Annotated in this window: 20 protein-coding genes, 1 tRNA gene and 4 pseudogenes; 7 read left to right on the top strand and 18 right to left on the bottom strand. The window is 49.7% G+C overall.

Going from position 1 to position 22,117, the window contains the following annotated elements:
• The first annotated feature begins 3 nt into the window (after positions 1-3).
• Positions 4-1,283: pseudogene (gene umuC, locus LH51_RS06375) on the top strand (translesion error-prone DNA polymerase V subunit UmuC).
• A gap of 20 nt (positions 1,284-1,303) precedes the next feature.
• Here umuC and LH51_RS06370 read toward each other — a convergent pair.
• The 7 genes from LH51_RS06370 to LH51_RS24675 form a co-directional block, all read right to left on the bottom strand.
• Positions 1,304-4,342, bottom strand: a complete 3,039-nt coding sequence (locus tag LH51_RS06370) for an efflux RND transporter permease subunit (RefSeq protein ID WP_036520785.1) — start codon at positions 4,340-4,342, stop codon at positions 1,304-1,306.
• On the bottom strand, positions 4,342-5,424 hold the full coding sequence (locus LH51_RS06365; RefSeq protein ID WP_036520783.1) for an efflux RND transporter periplasmic adaptor subunit: 1,083 nt from the start codon (positions 5,422-5,424) through the stop codon (positions 4,342-4,344). Before LH51_RS06365 ends, LH51_RS06370 begins: the two co-directional genes overlap by 1 nt.
• Positions 5,425-5,623: 199 nt before the next feature.
• On the bottom strand, positions 5,624-6,040 hold the full coding sequence (locus LH51_RS06360) for a YccF domain-containing protein (RefSeq protein ID WP_200881889.1): 417 nt from the start codon (positions 6,038-6,040) through the stop codon (positions 5,624-5,626).
• A 38-nt stretch (positions 6,041-6,078) separates the two neighbouring features.
• Positions 6,079-6,375 (bottom strand): DUF1016 N-terminal domain-containing protein, encoded by a 297-nt coding sequence (locus LH51_RS18940; protein WP_442934815.1) that lies wholly within the window; start codon positions 6,373-6,375, stop codon positions 6,079-6,081.
• A complete protein-coding gene (locus LH51_RS24680) occupies positions 6,284-6,517 on the bottom strand; it encodes a DUF1016 N-terminal domain-containing protein (protein WP_160173690.1) in 234 nt (77 codons plus the stop codon). Before LH51_RS24680 ends, LH51_RS18940 begins: the two co-directional genes overlap by 92 nt.
• Positions 6,518-6,634: 117 nt before the next feature.
• A complete protein-coding gene (locus tag LH51_RS19930) occupies positions 6,635-6,994 on the bottom strand; it encodes a DUF1294 domain-containing protein (protein ID WP_081960705.1) in 360 nt (119 codons plus the stop codon).
• Positions 6,995-7,109: 115 nt separating this feature from the next.
• On the bottom strand, positions 7,110-7,253 hold the full coding sequence (locus LH51_RS24675; RefSeq protein ID WP_081960704.1) for a cold shock domain-containing protein: 144 nt from the start codon (positions 7,251-7,253) through the stop codon (positions 7,110-7,112).
• 39 nt (positions 7,254-7,292) lie between these two features.
• Here LH51_RS24675 and LH51_RS06345 point away from each other — a divergent pair, with 39 nt between their 5' ends.
• From LH51_RS06345 to LH51_RS23495, 4 genes and pseudogenes are all read left to right on the top strand, one after another.
• Positions 7,293-9,065, top strand: coding sequence for a VRR-NUC domain-containing protein (locus tag LH51_RS06345; protein ID WP_200881887.1), 1,773 nt, complete (start codon positions 7,293-7,295; stop codon positions 9,063-9,065).
• Between the two features lie 150 nt (positions 9,066-9,215).
• The gene (locus LH51_RS22325; protein ID WP_235263569.1) at positions 9,216-10,094 is read left to right on the top strand and encodes a hypothetical protein; all 879 of its coding nucleotides are present in this window, start codon (positions 9,216-9,218) and stop codon (positions 10,092-10,094) included.
• The gene (locus LH51_RS22320; protein WP_235263568.1) at positions 10,091-10,321 is read left to right on the top strand and encodes a hypothetical protein; all 231 of its coding nucleotides are present in this window, start codon (positions 10,091-10,093) and stop codon (positions 10,319-10,321) included. Before LH51_RS22325 ends, LH51_RS22320 begins: the two co-directional genes overlap by 4 nt.
• A gap of 41 nt (positions 10,322-10,362) precedes the next feature.
• A pseudogene (locus LH51_RS23495) lies at positions 10,363-11,270 on the top strand (ATP-dependent DNA helicase).
• 125 nt (positions 11,271-11,395) lie between these two features.
• Here the strand turns inward: LH51_RS23495 and LH51_RS06335 are convergent.
• The 9 genes and pseudogenes from LH51_RS06335 to LH51_RS06305 all read right to left on the bottom strand — a co-directional run bounded on the left by LH51_RS06335 (position 11,396) and on the right by LH51_RS06305 (position 17,683).
• On the bottom strand, positions 11,396-11,623 hold the full coding sequence (locus LH51_RS06335) for a hypothetical protein (RefSeq protein WP_327124438.1): 228 nt from the start codon (positions 11,621-11,623) through the stop codon (positions 11,396-11,398).
• 66 nt (positions 11,624-11,689) lie between these two features.
• On the bottom strand, positions 11,690-12,493 hold the full coding sequence (locus tag LH51_RS06330) for a CLCA_X family protein (RefSeq protein WP_052063514.1): 804 nt from the start codon (positions 12,491-12,493) through the stop codon (positions 11,690-11,692).
• A 1-nt stretch (position 12,494) separates the two neighbouring features.
• On the bottom strand, positions 12,495-12,746 hold the full coding sequence (locus tag LH51_RS19920) for a TIGR03643 family protein (protein WP_081960702.1): 252 nt from the start codon (positions 12,744-12,746) through the stop codon (positions 12,495-12,497).
• 137 nt (positions 12,747-12,883) lie between these two features.
• Positions 12,884-13,161 (bottom strand): annotated as a pseudogene (gene ppiC, locus LH51_RS06325) (peptidylprolyl isomerase PpiC).
• 173 nt (positions 13,162-13,334) lie between these two features.
• Complete coding sequence (locus LH51_RS06320) at positions 13,335-13,931, bottom strand: autotransporter outer membrane beta-barrel domain-containing protein (protein ID WP_036520780.1); 597 nt, start codon at positions 13,929-13,931, stop codon at positions 13,335-13,337.
• Positions 13,910-15,478: an autotransporter outer membrane beta-barrel domain-containing protein gene (locus LH51_RS23485; protein ID WP_144244195.1), complete on the bottom strand. Its 1,569-nt coding sequence runs from the start codon at positions 15,476-15,478 to the stop codon at positions 13,910-13,912. Before LH51_RS23485 ends, LH51_RS06320 begins: the two co-directional genes overlap by 22 nt.
• A 397-nt stretch (positions 15,479-15,875) precedes the next feature.
• On the bottom strand, positions 15,876-16,340 hold the full coding sequence (locus tag LH51_RS19915) for an autotransporter outer membrane beta-barrel domain-containing protein (RefSeq protein ID WP_081960701.1): 465 nt from the start codon (positions 16,338-16,340) through the stop codon (positions 15,876-15,878).
• Complete coding sequence (locus LH51_RS20445; RefSeq protein ID WP_144244194.1) at positions 16,280-17,419, bottom strand: hypothetical protein; 1,140 nt, start codon at positions 17,417-17,419, stop codon at positions 16,280-16,282. The genes LH51_RS19915 and LH51_RS20445 overlap by 61 nt, the downstream gene beginning before the upstream one ends.
• A 176-nt stretch (positions 17,420-17,595) precedes the next feature.
• A tRNA-Ser gene (locus LH51_RS06305) sits at positions 17,596-17,683 on the bottom strand.
• 111 nt (positions 17,684-17,794) lie between these two features.
• On the opposite strand from LH51_RS06305, the gene LH51_RS06300 reads away from it, so the two are divergent.
• Complete coding sequence (locus LH51_RS06300) at positions 17,795-18,142, top strand: metalloregulator ArsR/SmtB family transcription factor (protein WP_052063511.1); 348 nt, start codon at positions 17,795-17,797, stop codon at positions 18,140-18,142.
• Between the two features lie 44 nt (positions 18,143-18,186).
• Positions 18,187-19,169, top strand: a pseudogene (locus LH51_RS06295) (calcium/sodium antiporter).
• Between the two features lie 19 nt (positions 19,170-19,188).
• On the opposite strand, the gene LH51_RS23480 reads toward LH51_RS06295, so the two are convergent.
• Together LH51_RS23480 and LH51_RS18915 are read right to left on the bottom strand one after the other, a co-directional pair.
• Positions 19,189-19,689, bottom strand: a complete 501-nt coding sequence (locus tag LH51_RS23480) for an EAL domain-containing protein (RefSeq protein ID WP_052063510.1) — start codon at positions 19,687-19,689, stop codon at positions 19,189-19,191.
• Entirely contained in the window at positions 19,674-22,028 is a 2,355-nt protein-coding gene (locus LH51_RS18915; RefSeq protein ID WP_052063509.1) for a bifunctional diguanylate cyclase/phosphodiesterase, read from the bottom strand. The genes LH51_RS23480 and LH51_RS18915 overlap by 16 nt, the downstream gene beginning before the upstream one ends.
• Positions 22,029-22,117 lie beyond the last annotated feature (89 nt).

Genomic DNA, 22,117 nt, shown 5'->3' with positions numbered 1-22,117 from the left:
TCTATGCCTGAACGCTCCGCTGTGTTTGCGCTGGTGGATTGTAATAATTTCTACGCCAGCTGCGAAAAGCTGTTTCGTCCCGACCTGAAACACCGACCGGTGGTGGTGCTGTCGAACAATGACGCTGCGTGGTGGCGCGCTCACGCGAAGCCAAAGCCCTGGGAATCAAGATGGGGGTGCCTGCCTATCAGGTGCAGGATCTGATACGCCAGCATGGCATTACCGCTTTTTCCAGCAACTATGCGCTGTATGCCGATCTTTCAGCGCGGGTGATGAGTATTCTGGAGTCTTTAACACCGCGAGTCGAGATTTACTCCATCGATGAAGCTTTTCTCGATCTGAGCGGCATTGATCACCTGTTATCGCTAGAAGACTTTGGCAAGCAACTGCGGGAAAGCGTTTATCAATGCACCGGAATCAGCGTCTGTATCGGCATGGCGCCCACCAAAACCCTCGCAAAGCTGGCCAATTATGCGGCTAAACACTATCCAGGCACAGGGGGCGTAGTGGATTTAACCTCCCCGGGTCGCCAGCGCAAGCTGATGGCGTTATTACCCGTTGATGAGGTCTGGGGCATCGGTCGGCGTTTGTCTCAACGCCTGAAAGCAGAGGGTATCCAGACGGTGCTGGACCTGGCGAATGCGTCCCCCAAGCAGATTCGCCGCCATTACTCCGTGGTGGTCGAGCGCACTGTGCGTGAGCTAAATGGTGAGTCCTGTCTGGAACTGGAAAGCATCGCGCCGACCAAAAAGCAGATTGTCTGCAGCCGCTCGTTTGGTGAGCGTATTACCGAGTTCAAGCTGATGCGTGAAGCCATTAGCGAATACACCGCCCGCGCCGCCGAAAAGCTGCGCCAGGAACAACGCCGCGCGAAAGTGCTGACTCTGTTTCTGCGCACCAACCGCTTTAACCCGGCCGAGCCGCAATACACGCCGTCACTCACCACGGAACTGCAACTGCCAAGCGATGATACCCGTGATCTGGTAGCGGCTGCCGTGCGTCTGTTAAATAGCGCATGGCGTGAAGGTTACCGCTATATGAAAGCCGGGGTGATGTTATCTGACTTCTATGAACCAGGCACCTTTCAGCCCAGCCTGTTTGAAGAGTACCACGCTCACCCCAATGCCGACGCGCTGATGTCGGTACTGGACAGAATCAACCACAGCGGCAAAGGCCGGGTGTTTTTTGCCGTACAAGGCACGAAAAAAGACTGGCAGATGAAACGCGGCTACCTGTCGCCAGCTTATACTACCTGCTGGAAGGATTTACCCTGGGTTAACTAAGATGCCAAACCCACAACCACCTATGTATTGCGTATTCTGAACACCATGACATAAAACAAGGGCAACACTACCAAGGTTAATGCCGTTGCAAATAACAAACCGAACATGACCGTCACCGCCATGCTCTTGAAGAATGGATCGACCAGCAACGGAGCCACACCCAAAATCGTAGTCAACGCGCCAAGCACAACCGGGCGTGCACGACTAATACAAGCCTCCACAACCGCCGTATACGCTTGCTGCCCCTCTCGGATACGACTACCCGCTTCGTCTACCAGCACGATGGCATTCTTGACCATCATACCGATCAGACTCAAAAATCCGAGTATCGCCATAAACTCAAAGGGCGTCCGAAACACAACAAGGCCAACCACTACACCGATCATCGCCAAGGGAGCGGTCATCCAGATCACCAAGGGTTCTCTAAAGGCATTAAACATAAACACAACTGCCAGGATCATAGCCGCAAAACCAAAAGGCGCAGAAACAGCCAACCCCGCATTCGCCTCACGCGAAGCGTCATACTCACCATACCATTGCAACTTGTAACCCGGTGGCAATGGAATAGATTCAATCACAGGGCGGATCTGATTGAACACATCGCTGGTCAGTATGCCGGGTGCCGGATCGGCCTGAACAATGAGTGTAGGTTCACGATTTACGCGCCGGATAATGGCATCCTGCCAAACCACATCAACAGACTCCAACAGCTGGTTCACCGGCACACTCCGCCCAGCTACCGGACTGAACACTTCCGTGTTTTGAATCACACCGGGTTGCTCACGTTCAGCCACAGGTGCACGCACAATCAGCGGTACCAGGTCATCACCTTCTCGATAAATACCTATTTGTCGACCACTGAGCGTCTGTGCCAAGGCTGCATTCACATCCGCTCCCGTCAGTCCGAGGCGCTGTAACTGTTCCTGGCGCCACTGAGGCTGCGCGACCGGCACTTGTTGACGCCAATCATCCTGAATAGCAATCAGTGCAGGATCGGCTTGCATCAGAGCTTTGGCCTCCTCAGCAAGACGACGCAGTACAACCGGATCAGGCCCGGTAAAGCCCGCCTCGATTTTTTTACCGCCACCACGGCCGAGCATAAACTTCCACACTTTGACTGAGGTATCCGGCAGCATCTCCGACAGTTCGCCTTGCAAACTTTCCACCAGCTCTGCAATATGCCCCTGATCATCCACGTTAATCAGTAACTGCGCAAAGGCCGGATTTCTCGGTTCAGGCGAGTAGGTCAGCATAAAACGCAGCCCACCTCCACCGATAAAGCCGGTGGTGTTTAATACACCCGATTTTGAAGAGACATGCTGCTCAGCCAAGGCCAGAATATCCGCCGTGCGCCTGATATCACTCCCCTGTGGCAGATAGAGATCAACCACAAACTGAGGACGTTCAGAGTCTGGCATAAAGCCGGGTGTGATAAAGCGTGCCCCCCATGCAGCACTCATAAGTGCAACCAGCAGCAGTGCTATCGAAAGCACTCTATGACTCAACACCCAATGCAACAGGCTTGCATAGGCACGGGTTATACAACTTTGCCCACCGCCTTCGACCTGACGCGGTACTTTCAGGAACTGGTAGCACAGCATCGGGGTAACCGTAATGGCAAACAGCCAGCTGAGCAGCATGGAGTAGAGAATGACCCAGAAGAGTGAACCGGCGTATTCTCCCATGTCACTGGGTGATAAACCGATAGCGCTGAACGCCAGAATACCAACTAAAGTGCCTCCTAACAGTGGCCAGATGGTACTGCGAACAACGGCTGAAACAGCCTTTTTACGCTCTTCACCGCGTTGTAAACGCACCATCACACCATCACTGACTACTATGGCGTTATCGACCAGCATACCCAGTGCAATGATCAAGGCACCCAATGAGATACGCTGCATGGCAATATTGTCCATGAGCATGATAATCAGGGTACCTGCCACCGTCAGCAAGAGCACAAAGCCGATGATCAGCCCCACTCTCAGCCCCATGAACAGTAGCAATACCACAAACACAATTGCCACGGCGGCCAGTAAGTTGGATACAAATGCAGCCACCGCTGTACTGACAGATTCAGACTGTAACGAAATCGGATGCAGCTCCATGCCGACCGGACGCAAATGCTCCAGTTCGCTCAAGCGCTGCTGCACGGCAGCTCCCATGCTGACAACATTACCACCCTGAACATTGGATATGCCTAAACCTATCGCCCGCTGACCATCAAACGTCATCATCATACCCGGCGGCTCGGCATAACTGCGTACAACCCTGGCGATATCAGATAAGCGCAGCACCGTATTTTCCGGACCCAGACCAATTTGCAGCTGTTTCAGATCGGTAAAATCACTGACACTACGCTGAGGAATCACCGGCACACGCAAACCATCTGCCAGAATATCGCCCGCAACAGTAATCAGGTTCTGCTGCTGTAACACTTGGTAAACTTGCTGAGAATTAAGCCCAAAATGCGCCAGGCGCTCTCGCGACAGCTCGATAAATATCCGCTCTTGGGGGCCAGCCAGCAAAGCTGTACGTGCCACCCCCGGAACCAGAGCCAATTCTTTGGAGAGTTGATCCACATAATGATACAACTCCCTGTCGCTGAATCCCTCTGCCGTAATAGCATAGAACTGCGCGTATACATCAGCAAAATCATCATTGACCAGGATGGGGCCTGTACCTGGCGGCAGTCCGCGTTGTGCATCTGCCAGCTTGCGCCTGAGAATATCCCAGACTTGCTGCAACTCAGCATGGCTGCGAGCAAACTCCATTTTGATCTCGACAGTTACCTCGGAGTAGCCCTGCTTGGAAACCGACTTGACCTGTTTCACTTCCTGCAGCATCTGTACAGCCGCTTCAATCCGGTCAGTCACCTCCTGAGCCACCTCCTGAGCACTGGCACCCGGGTAGGTGGTAATAACAACCGCCTTGCGAATAATAAATTCAGGGTCTTCAAACCGGGGCAGCTGTTCATAACTCAGATAACCACCCAACAAAATCAATACAATCACAACCCAAAGGCTGGTGCGTTTAGCAACCGAATAAGCAGCAATATCCATCAGCTTTCAGCTCCACTGCCATCCAGTGGTCTTAGTTTCATCCCCTCACGAACACGGCTCACCCCAGCGGTAATAATCCTGTCTCCCGAATTCAAACCCGAACGCACAAATACGCGGTCACCGACCAGCTCACCCACTTCCACAGGCTGCAATACCGCTCGACTTTGCGCATCAAGCATCCATACAAACTGACCTCCCTGATTGTCAGGTACAATCGCACTTAAGGGGATACTGACATAATTTTCAGCATCGTGTTGTGAAGCAAAAACACGCGCTGACATACCCGGTAAAATATTAGCTTCACCCTTATCATGTAAATCCAATATGACCTGATAGGTCTGGGTTACAGGATCAGCTTCAGTGGAAAAAAACTTGAGTGTCAGGGGAAAGGGTTGTTCCAACCCAGGAATTTCAGCAAAAGCGCCACTGCGACGAGCAGATTGAAGCACAACCTGATCAGGCACCTGAATGACCACTTCAAGATCCTGCAAATTCTGTATGACCAAAATAGACTGATTTGCAGCAACGCGAGAAAAATCCTCAACCAGCTTACGACCTATCACCCCATCAAATGGTGCTTTAAGTACTGTTTCTTCAAATGCCAGCTGTGCAGTACTGAGCTTATTGGCGGCCAGACTGCGTTGAGTCTCCAACCTTTCCAGGTCTCTGCGCGAAATAGCCTGAGTGCGTTCAAAAATAGCCAAACCACGCCGATAATCTGCATCGGCTGAATTAAATTCGGCCTGAGCTGAATTCAAAGCCGCTCTCAGTTCCCTATCATCAAGGCGCGCCAGCTCATCACCACGCTGGACCGTCATGCCTTCATTGACCAACACTGCTTCAACACGCCCGGCTACCTTGAACGCCATTTCAGCGCGCTGAGCAGATCGTATCGTGCCATTGAAAACCAGGCTGGAACCAGAGACAGATTCAACGGTCTCTATGCGTGCCGGGCGAATAATATCTTCCGCCGGAGCCGCAACCGGCTCTGTAGAGGAATCACATGCAGAGAGAAACCCAACCACAAGGGCCAGCACTATAAACTTGATAAGTGCCACAAAACGACTTTTCCATAGCGTCATTGCATATGCCTCCTGCATTCTTAACTCAAGCCTCAGCTACTTCAGTCGTAACAACACAACCAGGAAACAGCTAACCTAGCCAGTAATGCAAAGTTTTAGTTAATAGCACTACTACGAAGAAAGCATGAGCCTGGATTGAGAAAAAGTCTATTAAATTGAGCCTGTTTACCCATATTTCAGGCCATAACCCTATACAGCATCACTGCCAACGCTGAGGATCAATATCCACTATCGTTTGCCCCACCGGCGCCAGCGCAATCAGTGCCAGCTTCATATGCTGAATTCCAAATGGAATGCCGATAATGGTGACAAAACAGAGCAACGCCGCCAGCAAGTGACCAATCGCCAACCAGATACCGGCAAAGATAAACCAGATGATATTACCCATCATCCCCAAACAACCGGTACCAATATCCTCCCTGCCATTGACGAAACGACGGTTGACCGCCTGTTTGCCAAACGGCCAGAAAGTAAATAAACCGATCACAAAGCAGGAGCGTGCCCAGGGAATACCCACAATGGTAATCAGAGCCAACAGTCCTGCCAGCCACCAGGCCAGACCCATCACCAGCCCACCCAGCACAAACCAAATTATGTTACCCAGTAGTCGCAGCATCTAACACCTATTCCTTATTCAGCCAAGCATACAGAACTTTAATTATCATCTAACTCTCTTGCCAATTCCTGTTCTATCTCTTCAACACTCGGCAAACTCGATTTCAGATTTTCAGGCAGGGCTTGATTATGTCCCCACGGAATGAGCACTAATTGCGCAACAGCCTGTTGCGTAATTGCAACATCCTGATTCCAGAAGATATACCACTGCCTAATTAGTTCCAGATTACGTTTTGAGAAACCTTTAATCTTGGGAAACTCGGCCATCAGATCCTGACTGAGCTGAGCTAAAACCTTCTCCCCACTGGCTGAATTTTTGCTTTTCAACGATTTCACCGCCCAGTTGCCAGTAAAATTCCAGCAAGGTAGTGTTAACTGCTACGGCGGCTTTGAGTTGACGTTGACGGAACGATGTTTTGATATGACCCAGCCACTGCTTGTAGTCCGTTTGCTGGCTGATTGGTTTCTGATTGCTCATAGCATCCATGCTTTCCAGAATATTTATAGCTAATGATCAGTCTACACGCTATTAATAATGCCCACTAGACTACTATTTACTCTCAAAGGAACGCAGTTGCACAAAAAATAATACCAACTACAGTAAATTGCCTAAAGATCGAAGTAACTGCTGTCCTTGCTCAGTAATCAGCCAACCCAAAGCCGCGCAGTTTACAATACAGGTGATCCAGAACACATTACGAAACGATTCTTTTCGGGTTTTGTGTCTCAAGCTTTGTTGCGCAAATACAGCCCCGGGCCAACCACCTAATAATGAGCACAAGTGCAAGGTACTCTCTGGGGTCCTTCTGCCACCATTTTGAGCTTGCCGCTTATCTATCCAGTAGAGTACATAGGTCGCCAGGCTTAATCCCAGATACAAGAAAACAGTCTCAACGGCAGATGTGCAAACAACACACTCAATAACATAAACACCAGAAACACACAGGCAATCCATACAGAAAAGTGGCTGCCTTTATTACCAGCTTGCACCGACGCTCTGATTTGATCAGCCGAAAAGGCAATCTGCTCAGCACGAACCCTGCCCCTGGAGTCTTGACCCAAGCTGTATGTTACGAGCTGTCCAACTTCAGGCGCCGTCTCCTGTTGGAAAAACTACTGATATGGAAGAATATATCCTTTCCATCAATAAGTGGCTGAATAAAGCCACAGCCTTTAGCATCATTCCAAGCCTTGATTTTTCCCTTCTGACGCATTCTCGACACTCCGAATCTTTATAGCTGCAAGGTTAAGACTTGCCGTACAATATCCCCATGAACCTTACTACCCTTTCACCCACTTCACTAGATAATCCACTCTATTACCTGCGTAATGCCCAGCAGGTAATCCAGTTGTGTCTGAACCAATATGCCGATTTGCTGCGGCCAGACGAGATTAAGCAGCTGGAACAGCTATTGTCACTGGATGAGCCAGCACAGGCCTTGCTGATCCGCATGGTGATGCGTAAGGGTGTGCTGTTTCGCCAGGATAATCTGAGCTACAACGAAGTGCCTGATCTGCAAGCCGCACTGCAACACTTGCTAGCAGCGGGGCTGATTGATGATCAACCTGTGTTGTCACTAGAGGCACTGTGTGATCTCTGCCGACGTGAAGAGTGCTTGTTGCTGGCACGCCATCGTCTGCCGGAGAACAGATTGACTGCGTCCATGCGCAAATCGGATCTGCTGGCGGTGCTCCTCGAGCAGGACGCTGATCAGCAAAGTCTGCACAGCTGGTGGCCAGAACCGCCCTTTGAGCTGGTGGAACTGCGCTGCAACTCCTTGTTTGACCGTTTGCGACTGATGTTCTTTGGCAACCTCTATCAAAGTTGGTCAGAATTTGTGCTGACAGAGCTGGGCCTGCAGCAGTTTGAGCCGGTTTTATTCACCTCGGAGTCCAGGCCGTTTCAACGCCGCGACGAGGTCGACCTGTATCTACAGTTACAGCGGTTACGAGAACAGGTCGTGGCCGGTGAAGATATAGAGGCCGTGAGCCAATCGCTGCCCGAGCCGATTGACTGTGACTGGATTCACTATCGCTATCAGAAAGTGCTGTTTCAACTCGGACGAGAGGCTGAGCGGCGCCAGCAGATTGAATTGGCATTGCAGCTTTACCAGCAGAGTCAACATCGTGAGGCGCAACTACGCACGCTGAGACTGCCAAGGAAACGCGAATCACCCGAACGCGTATTTACCTTGGCAACGCAAGCATATGCACAGTTACTCCAGCCTGAAATACGGGTCGGATTACAGCGTATTCAGCAGCGTTGTGCACGTAAAGCTGGCCTGGATTATCGGCCACCGGAATCCATCAAGGTACCGGTCCATTCGCTGACCCTGCCCAAACCTGCACATGGGCGAGTCGAAAACGCCGTAATCGAACACCTGTCGGATACAGACACTCAGTTGTTTCATGTCGAAAATCAGCTATTTACCGGGCTGTTTGCGCTGCTGATCTGGCCCGCCCTGTATACGCCGCTGCGCGGTGCCTTTTTCAACCCCTTTCAATCAGGCCCCGCCGATCTGTTCCGACCCGGTTTTACTGAAGGTCGGTCCGAGCTGATTGAATCAGCTTTTCAGCAGTTGCTCACGGGTGCTTATCGGGACACTATCCTGCAGCACTTTGAACAAAAACAGGGTATCAGTTGCGCGTTGATCTACTGGCCCAGCCTGCAACCCGAACTGATTGAAACCGCACTGGAGCTAATTCCGGCCACGCACCTTGAAGCGATTTTTCAACACCTGCTACTCGACCTCCGCCACCACCGCCGTGGTCTGCCCGATCTGATCGAACTGAACCGCGCAACTGGGTGCTACCGCCTTATTGAAGTGAAAGGCCCGGGGGATCGTCTGCAGGACCATCAGCGTTTGTGGATTCAGGCGATGCTGGAGCACGACATTCCGGTGAGTGTGTTGCAGGTAGCTGGGATGAGGCAAACGTGTGAAAGTAGCCGTACGCTCCTTGTGCGAGTTTGCCGCACGCGAAGGCAGCCTGGAACATCGTTACACGCCCTCACCTACAACGGATGAAGGGATTAAAGGGCACCGAACCCTGCAGTCCCGAAGACCCAATGGCTACCAACCGAATACCTGCTGGAAGGTGAATGTCTGGGCATTCAGTTACGTGGTCGTGCCGATGGCTACTTACCCGATCACAGGTCGAACGAGCACACGCCCCTGGTGGAAGAAATCAAAACCCACCGCGGTGATCTTACCCGTATTGGCCCCGGACAAAACCACCTGCATGAAGCCCAGCTCAAGGTATACGGCGCTCTGCTTTGCCAACGGGATAATCTCAGCCAGGTCCAGCTTCGACTGGTGTACTACGATATTGCTCAGGATCGGGAAACCCCGTTTGAGCAGCTATGGAAGCGTCAGGATTTGGATGATTTTCTGACGCTATTGTGCAGCCGTTATCGCGACTGGCACCAACAGGAGTCGGCGCATCGACAACTACGCGATCAGGCGTTGATGACGCTCACCTTCCCCTTCACGGATTTCCGGCCTCATCAGCGTCAACTCAGTGAAACGGTGTACAAAGGCATCTGCACCGAACATACCCTGTTGCTGGAAGCACCGACTGGCATCGGCAAAACCATCGGCGTCAGCTATCCGGCCTTGATGGCCATGCCCAGACGCCAGCTCGACAGGCTGTTTATACTCACCGCACGTACTACGGGGCGTCAGTTGATCCTCGATAGTCTGCAAGGCCTGCAGGCATCCAGGGACACCCAGTTACCTCTGAGAATACTGGAACTCACCGCGCGTGACAAAGCCTGTGAATACCCGGATCGCGCCTGTCAGGGCGAGTCCTGTCCCTTGGCGGATGGCTTCTTCGATAGATTACCTGCCGCCCGACAAGCCGCCGTCAATGCCCGCTGGCTGGACCGGTCAAGTATCCGAGTGCTCGCAGCTGAACAGCGTATTTGCCCCTACTATCTTGCCCAGGAACTGGCACGCTGGTCAGATGTAGTGGTCGGTGATGTGAACCACTACTTCGATCAACAGGCACTGCTCTATGGCCTGACCCGACAAAACGACTGGCGGGTTGTGCCTTGATCGATGAAGCCCACAACCTGATTGATCGCGCCCGCGGCATGTACTCCAGCCAGCTCAGTCAGTCGCAGTTTCGCCAGGTAGCCCGCACAGCACCCAAGGAACTCAGCACCACCTTTCGGGCGGTTCAACGGGCCTGGAACCAACTGATTAAATGCCATCTGGATAGCATGCCAGCTCTGATCTACAAACTGTGCGGTTTTATTTGCCTGAGGTGCCGACTGAGTTGAATGGCGCCCTGCTACGTCTGGTCCGGGACCTGACTGACTACATGACAGAGCACCCTGTACAGCCAGAACTGCAAGCCTTGCTGCTGGACTCGATAGGTTTTATGAAATTGGCCGAACTCTTTGCTGATCATTCACTCTGTACACTGAAAGTGACGCAGGAAAAAGGTAAAGGAAAGCGCCCGGCGTTCAAGGCCAGCCTATCGATACAGAACCTGATTCCGGCTGACTTTCTGACACAGCGTTTCCGCCAGGCCCAAGCCTGTGTGCTCTTCTCAGCCACGCTCAATCCCGCACACTACTATCAGGATCTGTTGGGATTACCGGAGAAGACCCGTTGGCAATCCATTCCAAGCCCTTTCTCAGCCAGACAGCTGGAGCTAAGGATCATCCACATCAGCACTCGATTCAATGACCGACAGGGTTCGATTCAACCCATTGTTCAGCGTATCCGGCAGCAGTACCAGCAGGTTCCAGGCAATTACATGGTCTACCTCAGCAGTTTTGCTTATCTGGAACAGCTACAGCATGAATTTGTGACACACTGCCCGGATATACCTGTTATTACCCAGTCATCCGGCATGACCGAACAGGCCCGAGATGAATTTATACAAGCCTTCCGGTCAGAACGGGGAAAAGTTGGTTTTGCCGTACTCGGTGGAGCCTTCTCGGAAGGGATCGACCTGCCAGGCGATGCACTGGTCGGCGTATTTATCGCCACACTGGGACTGCACCCTACGATGCCTTTCATGAACAACTGAGCAAACGCCTGCAGACACGCTTTGGCCAAGGCTATAACTACACATACCTTTATCCCGGCATTCGCAAAGTGATTCAAGCCGCTGGGCGGCTCATTCGCACCCCGGAAGATACCGGTATCATCGAGTTGATAGATGATCGTTTCGGCCGTCAGCAAGTGCGGCCACTGTTGCCGGGTTGGTGGTTTGAGTGATGAATAACCCTCCCCTTTGCAAAGTAGAAATACTCACCAATCGCCAGCTGTCTTTATCGGCAACACATGATGCGCTGGTTCTTCATAAGGATGAGCTGCGATCATGGCCGCCATCACCGCCTTGATCATTGACTCTTCACATACCATTTCCACTCGATATTCCGGCACTCGCTCCAAAGCCCCCACCGATCCAATATGAGGACTCGCCCCCGCCAAGGTCGGAACTGCCCCTGCCCCAGCACCCTCCAGGCACACTGATCGTAATCGCCAATCTGCCCGGCACCGGCTGCAGACATCGATTCGATCAAGCGATCAACATGACTTTCCGGGACATACACAACTACCAGATACATAAAATAACTCCGCGTTGTTTTATTAATTTTGTTAGATTAGTACTTTCGCGATGATAGCTGCCAGGGTCAGCCGTCAGCAAATGCCGCTGCTGTAGTTTGCTTAGTGGTTGACTGAGTTATCGCCCTTCCAAGTCGCTGAAAATACTCCTCAAATGCCTGATTAATTTGCACTCGCTGCTCACCCTGTGGAAACAAACCCATCTCGGCTTCTTTGGAGGCTTTGCTACCCTTCACCAGAAAATGGTTACAAATAGCATGATCTTGCACAAAGGCTTCAAACGCACGCGCCGCCATCTCTTCCGGCAAGCTCCAGTAGATGCTGTTGAGATTTTCATCCACAGCAGCAGAGGCCTTGAACAACGCACTCGGTTGCTTTCCGGTGGAATCCAGAAAGATCGCCTTAAAACAGGCATAAAGGGCATCATTCAATGGATGAGGAATCCGGGTCCAGTCATGCAGCCAGGCACTGGATGCAAATAGCCCACGCGGAGCGTCACTAAAGCACTTATCCGCCAGGTAATGATCCAGTGCGTGAAACCACTCATGTGCGATACTGCCAGGACCGGCATTCTTGGCTAATGAAAAGCAGCGTGTCGCTGGCTGATAATGCGCCGCAACACCAGGACGACCACCAATACCGTATTGGAATGCCAGACAGCCTCTGAGCGATACTACCTCTTCATTCGCATTTAGTATCAGCATCAAGTCACAGAGTGCATCGTAAAAATGCACCGCCGCCTGCTCGCTCTCAGCAGGCTTCACCCAACGACCTATCTCAATACTACGGAAATTAAAACGTCTGCGTAGCGTCACAAAATCAACCAGCTCTCCAAACCGGTGATCAGGACCACGACGATAAAATCTGGGCATACTAGCGTTGTTTGTATTGTCTGGAACAATACGCTCTACTAACTTCGGGACTGCGTAGTTGCAAATGCTTGGTAACACGGCCACTGACGCGCTCACGCCACAACCTGAAGCTTGAACGCTTTAGCTGACCTCGCATAAGCGCAATGACTTGCGGCTCTGTCAATCCGAATTGCTGATAAATAGCTTCAAATGGCGTCCGGTCTTCCCAGGCCATTTCAATCACTCTTGATGTTTCATCTTCAGAAAAGTGCATAACAGGAACTATCTCACAAAAGTGTTGTTAGGAATCAACTAGCTTTGCGAGGAGCGTTTGGATTTCCTTCACACCTGAAAAAAGTACCAAAACCTGTGTACCCTATGTTACTGAAAACCTGAGCATGCACCAACGCATTAACTACGGTAGAGTGTTTTGATTAAATGAAAACCAAACTGGGTTTTCACAGGGCCATGGACTTTGTACAAGGCTTGGTAAAGACTACCTGATCAAAGGCTTTAACCATCTGCCCTTTGCGAAACTCACCTAAATCCCCACCGCGTTTTCCAGATGGGCAAATAGAGTGTTTCTTCGCCAATGAAGCAAAATCGGCACCTTTTGCCAGCTTTTCCTTTAATTTTTGCGCCTCTTCTTCGGTTTTGACTAAAATATGTACTGCGCTTGCCGTTGCCATAATTGCACCTATAGAATTTTTGATCATTTTATAGACTGAGGCTTTTTCATCAAAGCGCTGGTTTAGTTTTTTGTAAAACTTAAAGGAGTACTGCCGGGTGTGAGACAGACTTTGCAGAAAGGGAGGAAACAGCAGCGCCTTGGCGCTACTGCTCTATTCAGGACGCTGGCAGTTTAGAACTTCAGGCTGGCAACAAGCGACACTTGATGTGATGAGTATTCGCTGTCGTTCCAGTCATAGTCATAAAGGGCCTTGACCGCCCATGTATCCGTATCGCAATTGCATGAAAGAAACGTGATACCCGCGCCAACATTATACAGATTTTTATCCTGCTCTATCCCCTGCGCGTTGAAACTTGCTCCGCCGCCAGTGAATGCCGCATTCTGTGACATCGTGGTCGAGTTGAAATCATGCATCCACTTGGCATGCACCTCTGGAGCATAGAAGTTGCTACCTGAACGAATAATACGCTCGGCTTTCACGCCCAGTGTGGATTGAACCAAGTTGTAATCCTGGCTATCAATATTCAGATTCAAATCACCCGCGCCCTTTTCCGTATAGCTGTCGACACGAACATGAGATGCCCGCAATGAGGCGATCGGCGTAATAATTGTTTCGTTTACCTGATAATGCCTACCTACGCTGACGATGCCAGAGTATTGCTGTCCAGTGTAATCAGACGTCGCGGTACGATTAACACCAGGAAATACGATGCTGCGTTCGCTTTCGTAACTGTTGACACCGACTGTCACAGCGGCCTGAACAAACACAGGACCGGTGCATGATGTAAATAAGCGGTGATTTGATAAGAATCGATATCAGTGCTGCCCGATGCGTTGTTAGCATCGATTGCACTCTTAGCATAGCCGCCGCCAAGACCCACGCGGGTTTGGTGGTTCAATGGCTTGTCATAGGCGAGCATCAGACCGAAGGCTTCGGTATCATAACCGTTCATACTATTGATACGGCCCTGTTCACCCTCACTACCAAAGCCCTGCGCCCACCATTGACCTTTTTGCTCGGCGTCCATACATGCATTCAAATCTACCGGCTCATCGGACTCACTGGGTTCACAGTTGGTATCGCAACAGATTGTCTGAGTCCGGTCAGCTTGCGCCATCCAAATGTCATCAAACAATCGCGTCGTTTGAGCGGCTACCCAGGGTGCCGCCAGATTGGTATCGCCAGGTGCGAGTTGAGCCAGCGCATCATTAATCGCATCCGCCGTAGGAAGTACAGCTATGGCGTCCTGGACACTCAGAAGATCAGAGCCAACAGGCGCATTCACATCCAGAACCGAAGCTACTGCCAGAGCGCCTGGCGCGGTAACCAGAGAGTCCAGCGGGGCAACTCCTGTCAGTTGAAGATCAACATTACCAAGGGTCGTTGGTAAACCGGTAAAGGTGTAACGCGGACTATTGTTGATAACGTTTACCGGTGCATCATCAGTGCCCGACGGTGATTGCACTATCCGGTAGGTGGTACCTTCTGTCAGTGCGCCAGTGACGGTTGGGATCACGGTAATGCCGCCGGCATCAATGTTGGAACTACCGCTAGTGACGATTCTTCCGAACACAGCATCGCTGGCAAACGTGGTAGAAATCGTTCCACCAGCATTCGTAGTTAATGCTCCATCGATGTTTAAGGTATTCGTACCAAGGTTGAATGAACGTGCTTGAACGGCACCAATTACCGAGGCATTACCACCATCCACATTGATTTGTTTCAGGCCGTTTGCCCCTCCAATGGCACCATCAACGAGACTGCCCCCGCCAAGCGTCAATGTACCGGTGTTAGCGGTAAGGGTCGTGATAGCACTAACGAACTGACCACCTGAACCGATATTAATAAAACCATCACTTTGAAAAATGGTGTTTGCCGCCGTAACGCCAAAATTGAGGTTACCATTGAAGTTAACGGTTCCGGTGCCACTGACATTGAACGTAGTTGCAAAAACATCCCCGTTAAAGTTCACCGTTGTTGCAGCAGCGCCTGCGGTAATCGTACCAAAGCTATTACCGCTCGTACCCGTGAATCCCGTCACCGTAGAACTGCCTTCAAACAGGATGTTGGCATCTTGCAGTACACTGTCGGTTATAATGCCACCGCCAACATCATTAAGACTATTGATGTTGATATCCGGCCTGATGGTCAAAAGTCCAGCGCCCGCTGTATCGACACCGGTTTCTTGCCCCACACTATCGCCTGGAGCGTCACCGAAGAGATAAGGCAGTGCAACTGACTGGCGAGCCATGCTATGCGGCGCCCAAGACACGATGACAGCCGCTACAGCGGCTGAAATTAATTTTACTTTCAAGAAGGATACTCAACTAGGTTAGTTACGCTATTAGGCAGGCGATCACGGAGCGTGGCAATTGAGAAAGTCAAAATTTTTTCGCATTAACGCCATTTTCACAAAGCTTCATCTGAGAATATAATACGAGTGGTAAAAGCGCGTCTGTGCGTTACCGCACTTATAGAAAAATAAATTCTGGAAACCGAGACCTGAACAGATGCAGCAATACGCAGGCTGGCTTGGCAGGGAAACACATCAGAAGGAGTAAAGGGTATCGCATAGTCAAGGATCTGAAGATGTCCAGGAACACTATAGCGAAGATACAGAACGGAACAGAGGGGAACTAAGCCCCTCTTATGATTTATTTAAATTAGATCATACTAATTTATTTTCATACCTGTTTTCTAACCAAATTCTTTTAGAAAGCCATAGTATATGATAAGGCCAACCAAGCATCAGATTTCTCAGACTTAGTTGTTCCATTTAACATTACCGATAATTTTCCTACACCAACCTCACCTTCAAGACCAACACCAGCCTTGAGCCAATTCTGCTTGTATAATTCACCGGCAACATTAAAACTAAAACCAGCTTCAGAAATTTGCCCCGTGGTATTGGATGCTCTGCCATCAAAGCGGTGAGCAGCTTCTAAGTTAGCTACAAAATTCATGTTAATCGAATTTATAGGTGTTGCAGAATTGATCCCCACACGAAGCTCTGTAATTTCATCTTTGCGCTTATCGAATTGTGCTGGGAAATCCCCACCTTTTTCTGTGTAAGCATCTAACGTTGATTGATTATAAGATAAATCAACATAAGGACTTATACTCGTATTTGTAACCGAAAAAGCATCAACCCAATCAACACGGCACGTAAACCCCATGTGTTGCTATCAACACTACCTGAAGAGAAATTATGCAGGCCATCAACTAAGTAGCCACGTTTTATATCGATATCACCCCAGTGATTGTAAGCACCTATAGTGGCAAAGACACCATTTTCAGCGGACAAAGGAATGATGGTTTCAAGCATGAGATAAAGGCCATCGGCATCTACTTCACCAGAGCTGATCAGCTTTTGATCAGCCCATGTTTGCCCAACTGCCAGATTGAGCTGAAAAGGACCGTAATTATAACCAGCACCAAACTCAGCTAACCCAACCTGACCATCTCGATCTCCATGATTATCAGTACCGAAATCACCGGCAACCCAAAATGCTTTTTCTTGAGGTGCGACATAACGGCTCATTGGTCGACTATGAGCACCATGAACAAGTAAGCTTGTAGTGGTTAAATTTGTAGTCAATCCGTAAGAGGAAGATAGAAGTGAGGGAGCTGCATCAGCCAAAGTATACACGGGTGTAACTGTAGATAGCCCAAGTAAAAAACTACCTAATGAGAAATAGGTCGGACCAGTTGTAAATGAAAAGCTACCATCGCTGTTAATACTTTCACTCGTTTGGTTATTTTTGCTATTAGAGTTAACAGCCCTTATAGTTAAGGTTCCATTCGAATAGTCAAAAACAAAGGCCGGAGCAAAACCAGTGTAGTCAAAATCAGTCCATAAACTGCTATATACTCCAGAAATAAGATTTTGACCGCTAACAGCATCAGCGATCGTCACATTAGAAGCATATCCCTGACCAATAATTGCATTAACAGTAGACCCGCCAGATAAAATACCAACAATGTTTATTCTGGCTGAATTTCCATTACCAAGTTCACTAGTAGAAGTAACCGTAATACCTCTTCCATCAGTAAAAGTTAACGTTGTTAACTCACTATTGGTATTTGGTAAGTAGAAGGTATTGGGAGACTGCTGAGAAAACCCTGCCCCATCGGAGGAAATGCTAGTACCGTCAACAGTAAAAGAATCAGCGTTAACCAAACCAGAAAATATAATGGTAGAGCCAATCACTAAGCTAAGCGTTGTTTTTCGAAATTTTGATATAGCCTTTAACATTGCTAACCTCATCTATGTGAACTTAAGCAATGTTAAATCAACTCTGCCCATTTAGGATTTTAAGTAAAATAAATTCAATTAAAGGCTGTAAGAGTATGGTAAAATTGTGTGATAAACAAGGAAAAAACATTCTTCCTAATTTACAGACTTGAGCGAGCTATTGATACATTCTTAGTTGGCGGTCAGAGAGGGATTCGAACCCTCGATACGTTGCCGTATACACACTTTCCAGGCGTGCTCCTTCAGCCACTCGGACACCTGACCGTTTCGTATTGAGCGGCGCATTTTAGCAGACTAACTGCAAAGCACAAGAGGAATGCCGCTAAATATAGGTTATAATCCGTTTTTTTCAGAATCAAGCCAACTGGATAGACAATGGAAACTGTTACTTTTTTAAAATGCCTGAGTGACTCTACCCGCCTGCGTATTACCAATCTGCTGCAGCAGCAGGGTGAGTTATGCGTTTGTGAATTGATGACATCACTGCAAGAGTCACAGCCTAAAGTCTCTCGTCACCTGGCTCAATTGCGTAACTGTGGGCTGCTCAAAGATGAGCGGCGTGGGCAGTGGGTTTACTACCGGATTAACCCGACTTTACCTACCTGGGCCACGGATATATTGAATGCTTGCAGTCAGGGGGAGCGAAACCAGTTAATATCTGACCAGCAGAACCTGCTCAACGAGCAAACAGATGATCCTTGTGGACAACAAATCACTCTGTAACAACTACCCTTATTCATCCATCTGATACCTTGGAGTTTTTTTCCATGCTAATACCGATTATTGCTATTGTGTTCGGTCTGGCGCTGCTTGTCTGGAGTGCTGACCGCTTTATCGACGGCGCTGCTGCTACAGCACGCTATGCCGGTATGCCGCCGTTATTAATCGGAATGGTCATTATAGGTTTTGGCACCTCGCGCCTGAGCTATTTATTTCTGTCTTGTCAGCCACACAGGGCAATCCTGGCCTGGCATTGGGTAATGCTTATGGTTCCAATATCGCCAATATCGGCCTGATTCTTGGGCTCACCGCGCTACTCAGCCCGATCGCAGTCAATGCATCGGTCTTACGTAAAGAACTCCCCATACTGGCAGGCATTACACTGCTATCCGGTTTATTGCTGCTAAATGGTCAGATTTCTCGTCTGGACGCAGGCATTATGCTGATAGTGTTTGCGCTCATTATGGGCTGGAGCATTCACGAAGGACTCAAAGGCCGCGCTGAACCCATTATCGGGACCACAGAAGTCGAGGAAGTTGCCGGTGAAATGACGCTAAAACAAGCGATATTCTGGCTGCTGCTGGGTTTAATCCTGCTGATGCTAAGCTCTCGCGTATTGGTTTGGGGCGCAGTTGATATTGCCACGTCACTGGGTGTGAGTGATCTGATTATTGGTCTGACTATTGTTGCTGTCGGTACGTCTTTACCCGAGTTAGCGGCTGCCTTCGCTTCTATTCGTAAAGGGGAGCATGATTTGGCATTGGGTAATGTGATCGGCTCCAACCTGTTCAACACCCTTGCGGTTGTCGGTCTGGCCGGATTGATCCATCCATTACAGGTTGACCCGGCTCTGCTCTTGCGGGACTGGCCGGTAATGGCCGCGCTCACCTTCGCCCTCTTTATAATGGGGTATGGTTTTAAAGGCAGAATTGGCCGAATCAACCGGATAGAGGGTGGTGCTTTATTGCTGGTGTTTATCAGCTATACCGGTTACCTGCTGTATAGCATTACAGCTACGGCATCATTATAGGCTAGCCGCAATAAGGCTATCAGGCCGCGCTTAGGGCGATCAGTTCCTGTTCGGGAACTGGACGCCCGAGCAGATAACCCTGCACACTGTCACAACCCTGCGCTTTCAGAAACGCCAATTGTGCTTCGGTTTCCACGCCTTCAGCCAACACTTCGATATTCAGGCTTTTGCCCAGCGCAATCACTGTGATGATAATCGCTTCATCTTTAGGATTGGCACCGATATCACGGGTAAAACTGTAATCGATTTTCAGTCGATCCAGCGGTAGTTGTTTAAGACGATTCAGTGAAGAATAGCCCATGCCAAAATCATCAATCGCCAATCGATAACCTGCATGACGCAGGCTGTTGAGCTGTTCTATGGCATAATCCGGATCTTGCATTATCAGGCTTTCGGTAATTTCCAGCTCAATCTGACTACGGGCTATGCCGTAACGGGCCAGAATGGCATTGATATATTCAATAAAATTTGCTTCCAGTAACTGCTTGGGTGAAATATTGATGGCTACAGGTGGCACCATTTTACCCTGCTCCTGCCACACCAGTATCTGCTCACACGCCAGCTCGATGACCTGCAACCCAGAGGAACAATCAAGTTGGTTTCTTCCGCAAGGGGTATAAATTCCCCTGGGGGCATCATGCCTTTTTCGGGGTGCTGCCAGCGCACTAATACTTCCAGACCACATAAATCGCCTGTTTTCAGCGAGAACTGTGGTTGATAGTGCAACAGTAGCTGGCGTGTATTCAGTGCAATACGTAAATCCTGCTCCAATTGGAACGACAGCACAGCCTGCGCGGTTAGTTGGCTGCTGTATAACTCATAACAGTTTTTACCCTGAGCCTTGGCTTTATACATAGCTGTATCAGCGTGCTTGATCAGTGTATCCAGATCCTGGCCATGCTCCGGAAAGTGACTGATGCCGATACTGGCTGTCATTTGCAGTTTATGCCCATCTATCTGCAGCGGGATGGTACAGAGATTAAGAAACCGCTCGGCCTCCTGCTCGGCACGCGATGCATCACCACTCACCAGAAGAATAAACTCGTCACCGCCAGTACGAAACAGCTCACAGCCATTTACCAAGCGACGACCGAGGTTATTGGCCATACCTTTCAATAAATTATCGCCAACCTGATGCCCCAGGCTGTCATTGATCATTTTAAAACGGTCCAGATCGATAAACAGCAGACTGAAACTGTGTTCAGACACATCATGAATACGTTGACTGACTTGCTCCATCAACATATAGCGATTGGGCAGGCCGGTTAGCACATCATGCCGTGCCTGGTGTGCCAGAGTTCGCGTTTGCCTGGTCACCAGATCCATCAACAGTCGCTCACGGTCATGCATGCTTAATACCAGCATTGCACCCATACATCCAACCAGGACCAGCAGGGTCTGCATAAGCTGCGCATTACTGGCTGGGTGCATGGATAAATAATCTGGTCCGGCCTCGGCGTATACATCCCAGGTCTGCTGCGCGATAGTGACCTGAAATTGTTTATTGAGCAGGGAACGGGCTGCCAATGCAGCCGTTGTAGTAAAAAAAGGAGACTCGGAATCCGCTTCGAATAGCTTGAAATTGATATGCTCAATGCCAGACAGTTCCAAAGCTGCAGAGAACATTTTATCGACAGTAAATACACCGACAACAAAGCCGGTTAGCAGCATATTACCCATTAATGGGTTTTGCTGATCAGATAATACATACACTGGATGCAAAATCAGCATTCCCGGCTCATCCGGAGCCTGGGTCAGATTGAGTATTTGTGTGGCGACTGGCTGCCCCTGCTCTTGTGCCTGAACCACCCAGCGTCGTCGATCTTCTATAGAGAGCAGGTTAAATCCCAGTGCCGCACGGTTGGCATCCCGTGGTTCGACCATCTGTACCGGAATCAGCGGATCCTCCGGGCGCAAGGACTCTCCATACACCCGGTACTCGGGCTCACTTAACAATTTACGGGTAACTGCTTCAAATTCATCCAGATCGTCCCTGGCTACGACCGGATCCCAGGAATACGCACGCACGGAAGGATTATATTGCTGAATATCAGCCACCATATCCCGAAATACATCTGGATTGGCGTCTAACGGGCCGGAGAACTCTTTACCCAGACGAGCCAGGTCGGCGAGATTTTGCTGCACTACCGCCTGTACCTGCGCATCCAGTACTTTGACATCCTGCTCGAAGCTACGCCGCAGTTGCTGATCCAGGTGCGATAAGAAAATCTTATTGATGATCAAGACCGCAAGAATGACCAGCGCAAGCTGTGCGGACAGGCGCAAACGAAGTTTGGTATTGAGCTGCGCTTTGGGCTCCAACAATACCAACAGGAGTGGCGTAACCAGGATGGCGCCGAAGGCGTCGCCCATCCACCAGCTTATCCAGTCATTTAAAAAGCCGGCACTGCCCTGTGAATCAGCCACCATGTGCACAGAAAGTGTGCCAACTGAAGCATTTAAGGTGCAGGTTAAAAAGCCCGCAAATAAAATGAACTTAACCAGACCACGACCACTTTGAGGCCGCAATGGATGAGCATGATTTTTTTTAATCAGATAAGCAGCCAGCGCTGTCTGTAGTGTGGCCCCGGATGCAATCAGAATGGCAGCAAAAACAGCTTCAGGAACAAAAATCTGCTGCCAACTCAGTGGCAACCAGATATTAAACAGTAAATTTCCCAGAAACACGCCCGGCAGAAAAGACGGTCCAAAGCGAATAACCATTGCCAGCCCAATACCAGCAGGAATCCATAAAGGAATGATCTGGTCATGCAACCCAGTACCAGCAACCAATATACCTGCACCAGCATAGACAAGTGCCAAGAGTATTAAAGCAGGAAGATATAATGAATTACGCAAAAAAATTCCTTAAACAACGGGCGACGAAGACAACTTAATATACTTAAAAAACTGCTGGATATTAACCGAAGCCTCCACAGATTCACAGA

Source organism: Nitrincola sp. A-D6 (assembly GCF_000764495.1).
Taxonomy (GTDB): Bacteria; Pseudomonadota; Gammaproteobacteria; order Pseudomonadales; family Balneatricaceae; genus Nitrincola.
This window is presented reverse-complemented; position numbering and strand designations above follow the sequence as displayed.

What these genes read in the sequence shown, in the direction of transcription:
- LH51_RS06370 (WP_036520785.1), bottom strand. Translation starts at nt 4,342, where the DNA reads ATGGATATTGCTGCTTATTCGGTTGCTAAACGCACCAGCCTTTGGGTT.
- LH51_RS06365 (WP_036520783.1), bottom strand. Translation starts at nt 5,424, where the DNA reads ATGACGCTATGGAAAAGTCGTTTTGTGGCACTTATCAAGTTTATAGTG.
- LH51_RS06335 (WP_327124438.1), bottom strand. Translation starts at nt 11,623, where the DNA reads ATGTATCTGGTAGTTGTGTATGTCCCGGAAAGTCATGTTGATCGCTTG.
- LH51_RS20445 (WP_144244194.1), bottom strand. Translation starts at nt 17,419, where the DNA reads ATGTTAAAGGCTATATCAAAATTTCGAAAAACAACGCTTAGCTTAGTG.
- LH51_RS19915 (WP_081960701.1), bottom strand. Translation starts at nt 16,340, where the DNA reads ATGGGGTTTACGTGCCGTGTTGATTGGGTTGATGCTTTTTCGGTTACA.
- LH51_RS19930 (WP_081960705.1), bottom strand. Translation starts at nt 6,994, where the DNA reads ATGGATTGCCTGTGTGTTTCTGGTGTTTATGTTATTGAGTGTGTTGTT.
- LH51_RS24680 (WP_160173690.1), bottom strand. Translation starts at nt 6,517, where the DNA reads ATGAGCAATCAGAAACCAATCAGCCAGCAAACGGACTACAAGCAGTGG.
- LH51_RS24675 (WP_081960704.1), bottom strand. Translation starts at nt 7,253, where the DNA reads ATGCGTCAGAAGGGAAAAATCAAGGCTTGGAATGATGCTAAAGGCTGT.
- LH51_RS06300 (WP_052063511.1), top strand. Translation starts at nt 17,795, where the DNA reads ATGGAAACTGTTACTTTTTTAAAATGCCTGAGTGACTCTACCCGCCTG.
- LH51_RS19920 (WP_081960702.1), bottom strand. Translation starts at nt 12,746, where the DNA reads ATGCACTTTTCTGAAGATGAAACATCAAGAGTGATTGAAATGGCCTGG.
- LH51_RS06330 (WP_052063514.1), bottom strand. Translation starts at nt 12,493, where the DNA reads ATGCCCAGATTTTATCGTCGTGGTCCTGATCACCGGTTTGGAGAGCTG.
- LH51_RS06360 (WP_200881889.1), bottom strand. Translation starts at nt 6,040, where the DNA reads ATGCTGCGACTACTGGGTAACATAATTTGGTTTGTGCTGGGTGGGCTG.
- LH51_RS23480 (WP_052063510.1), bottom strand. Translation starts at nt 19,689, where the DNA reads ATGGTGCCACCTGTAGCCATCAATATTTCACCCAAGCAGTTACTGGAA.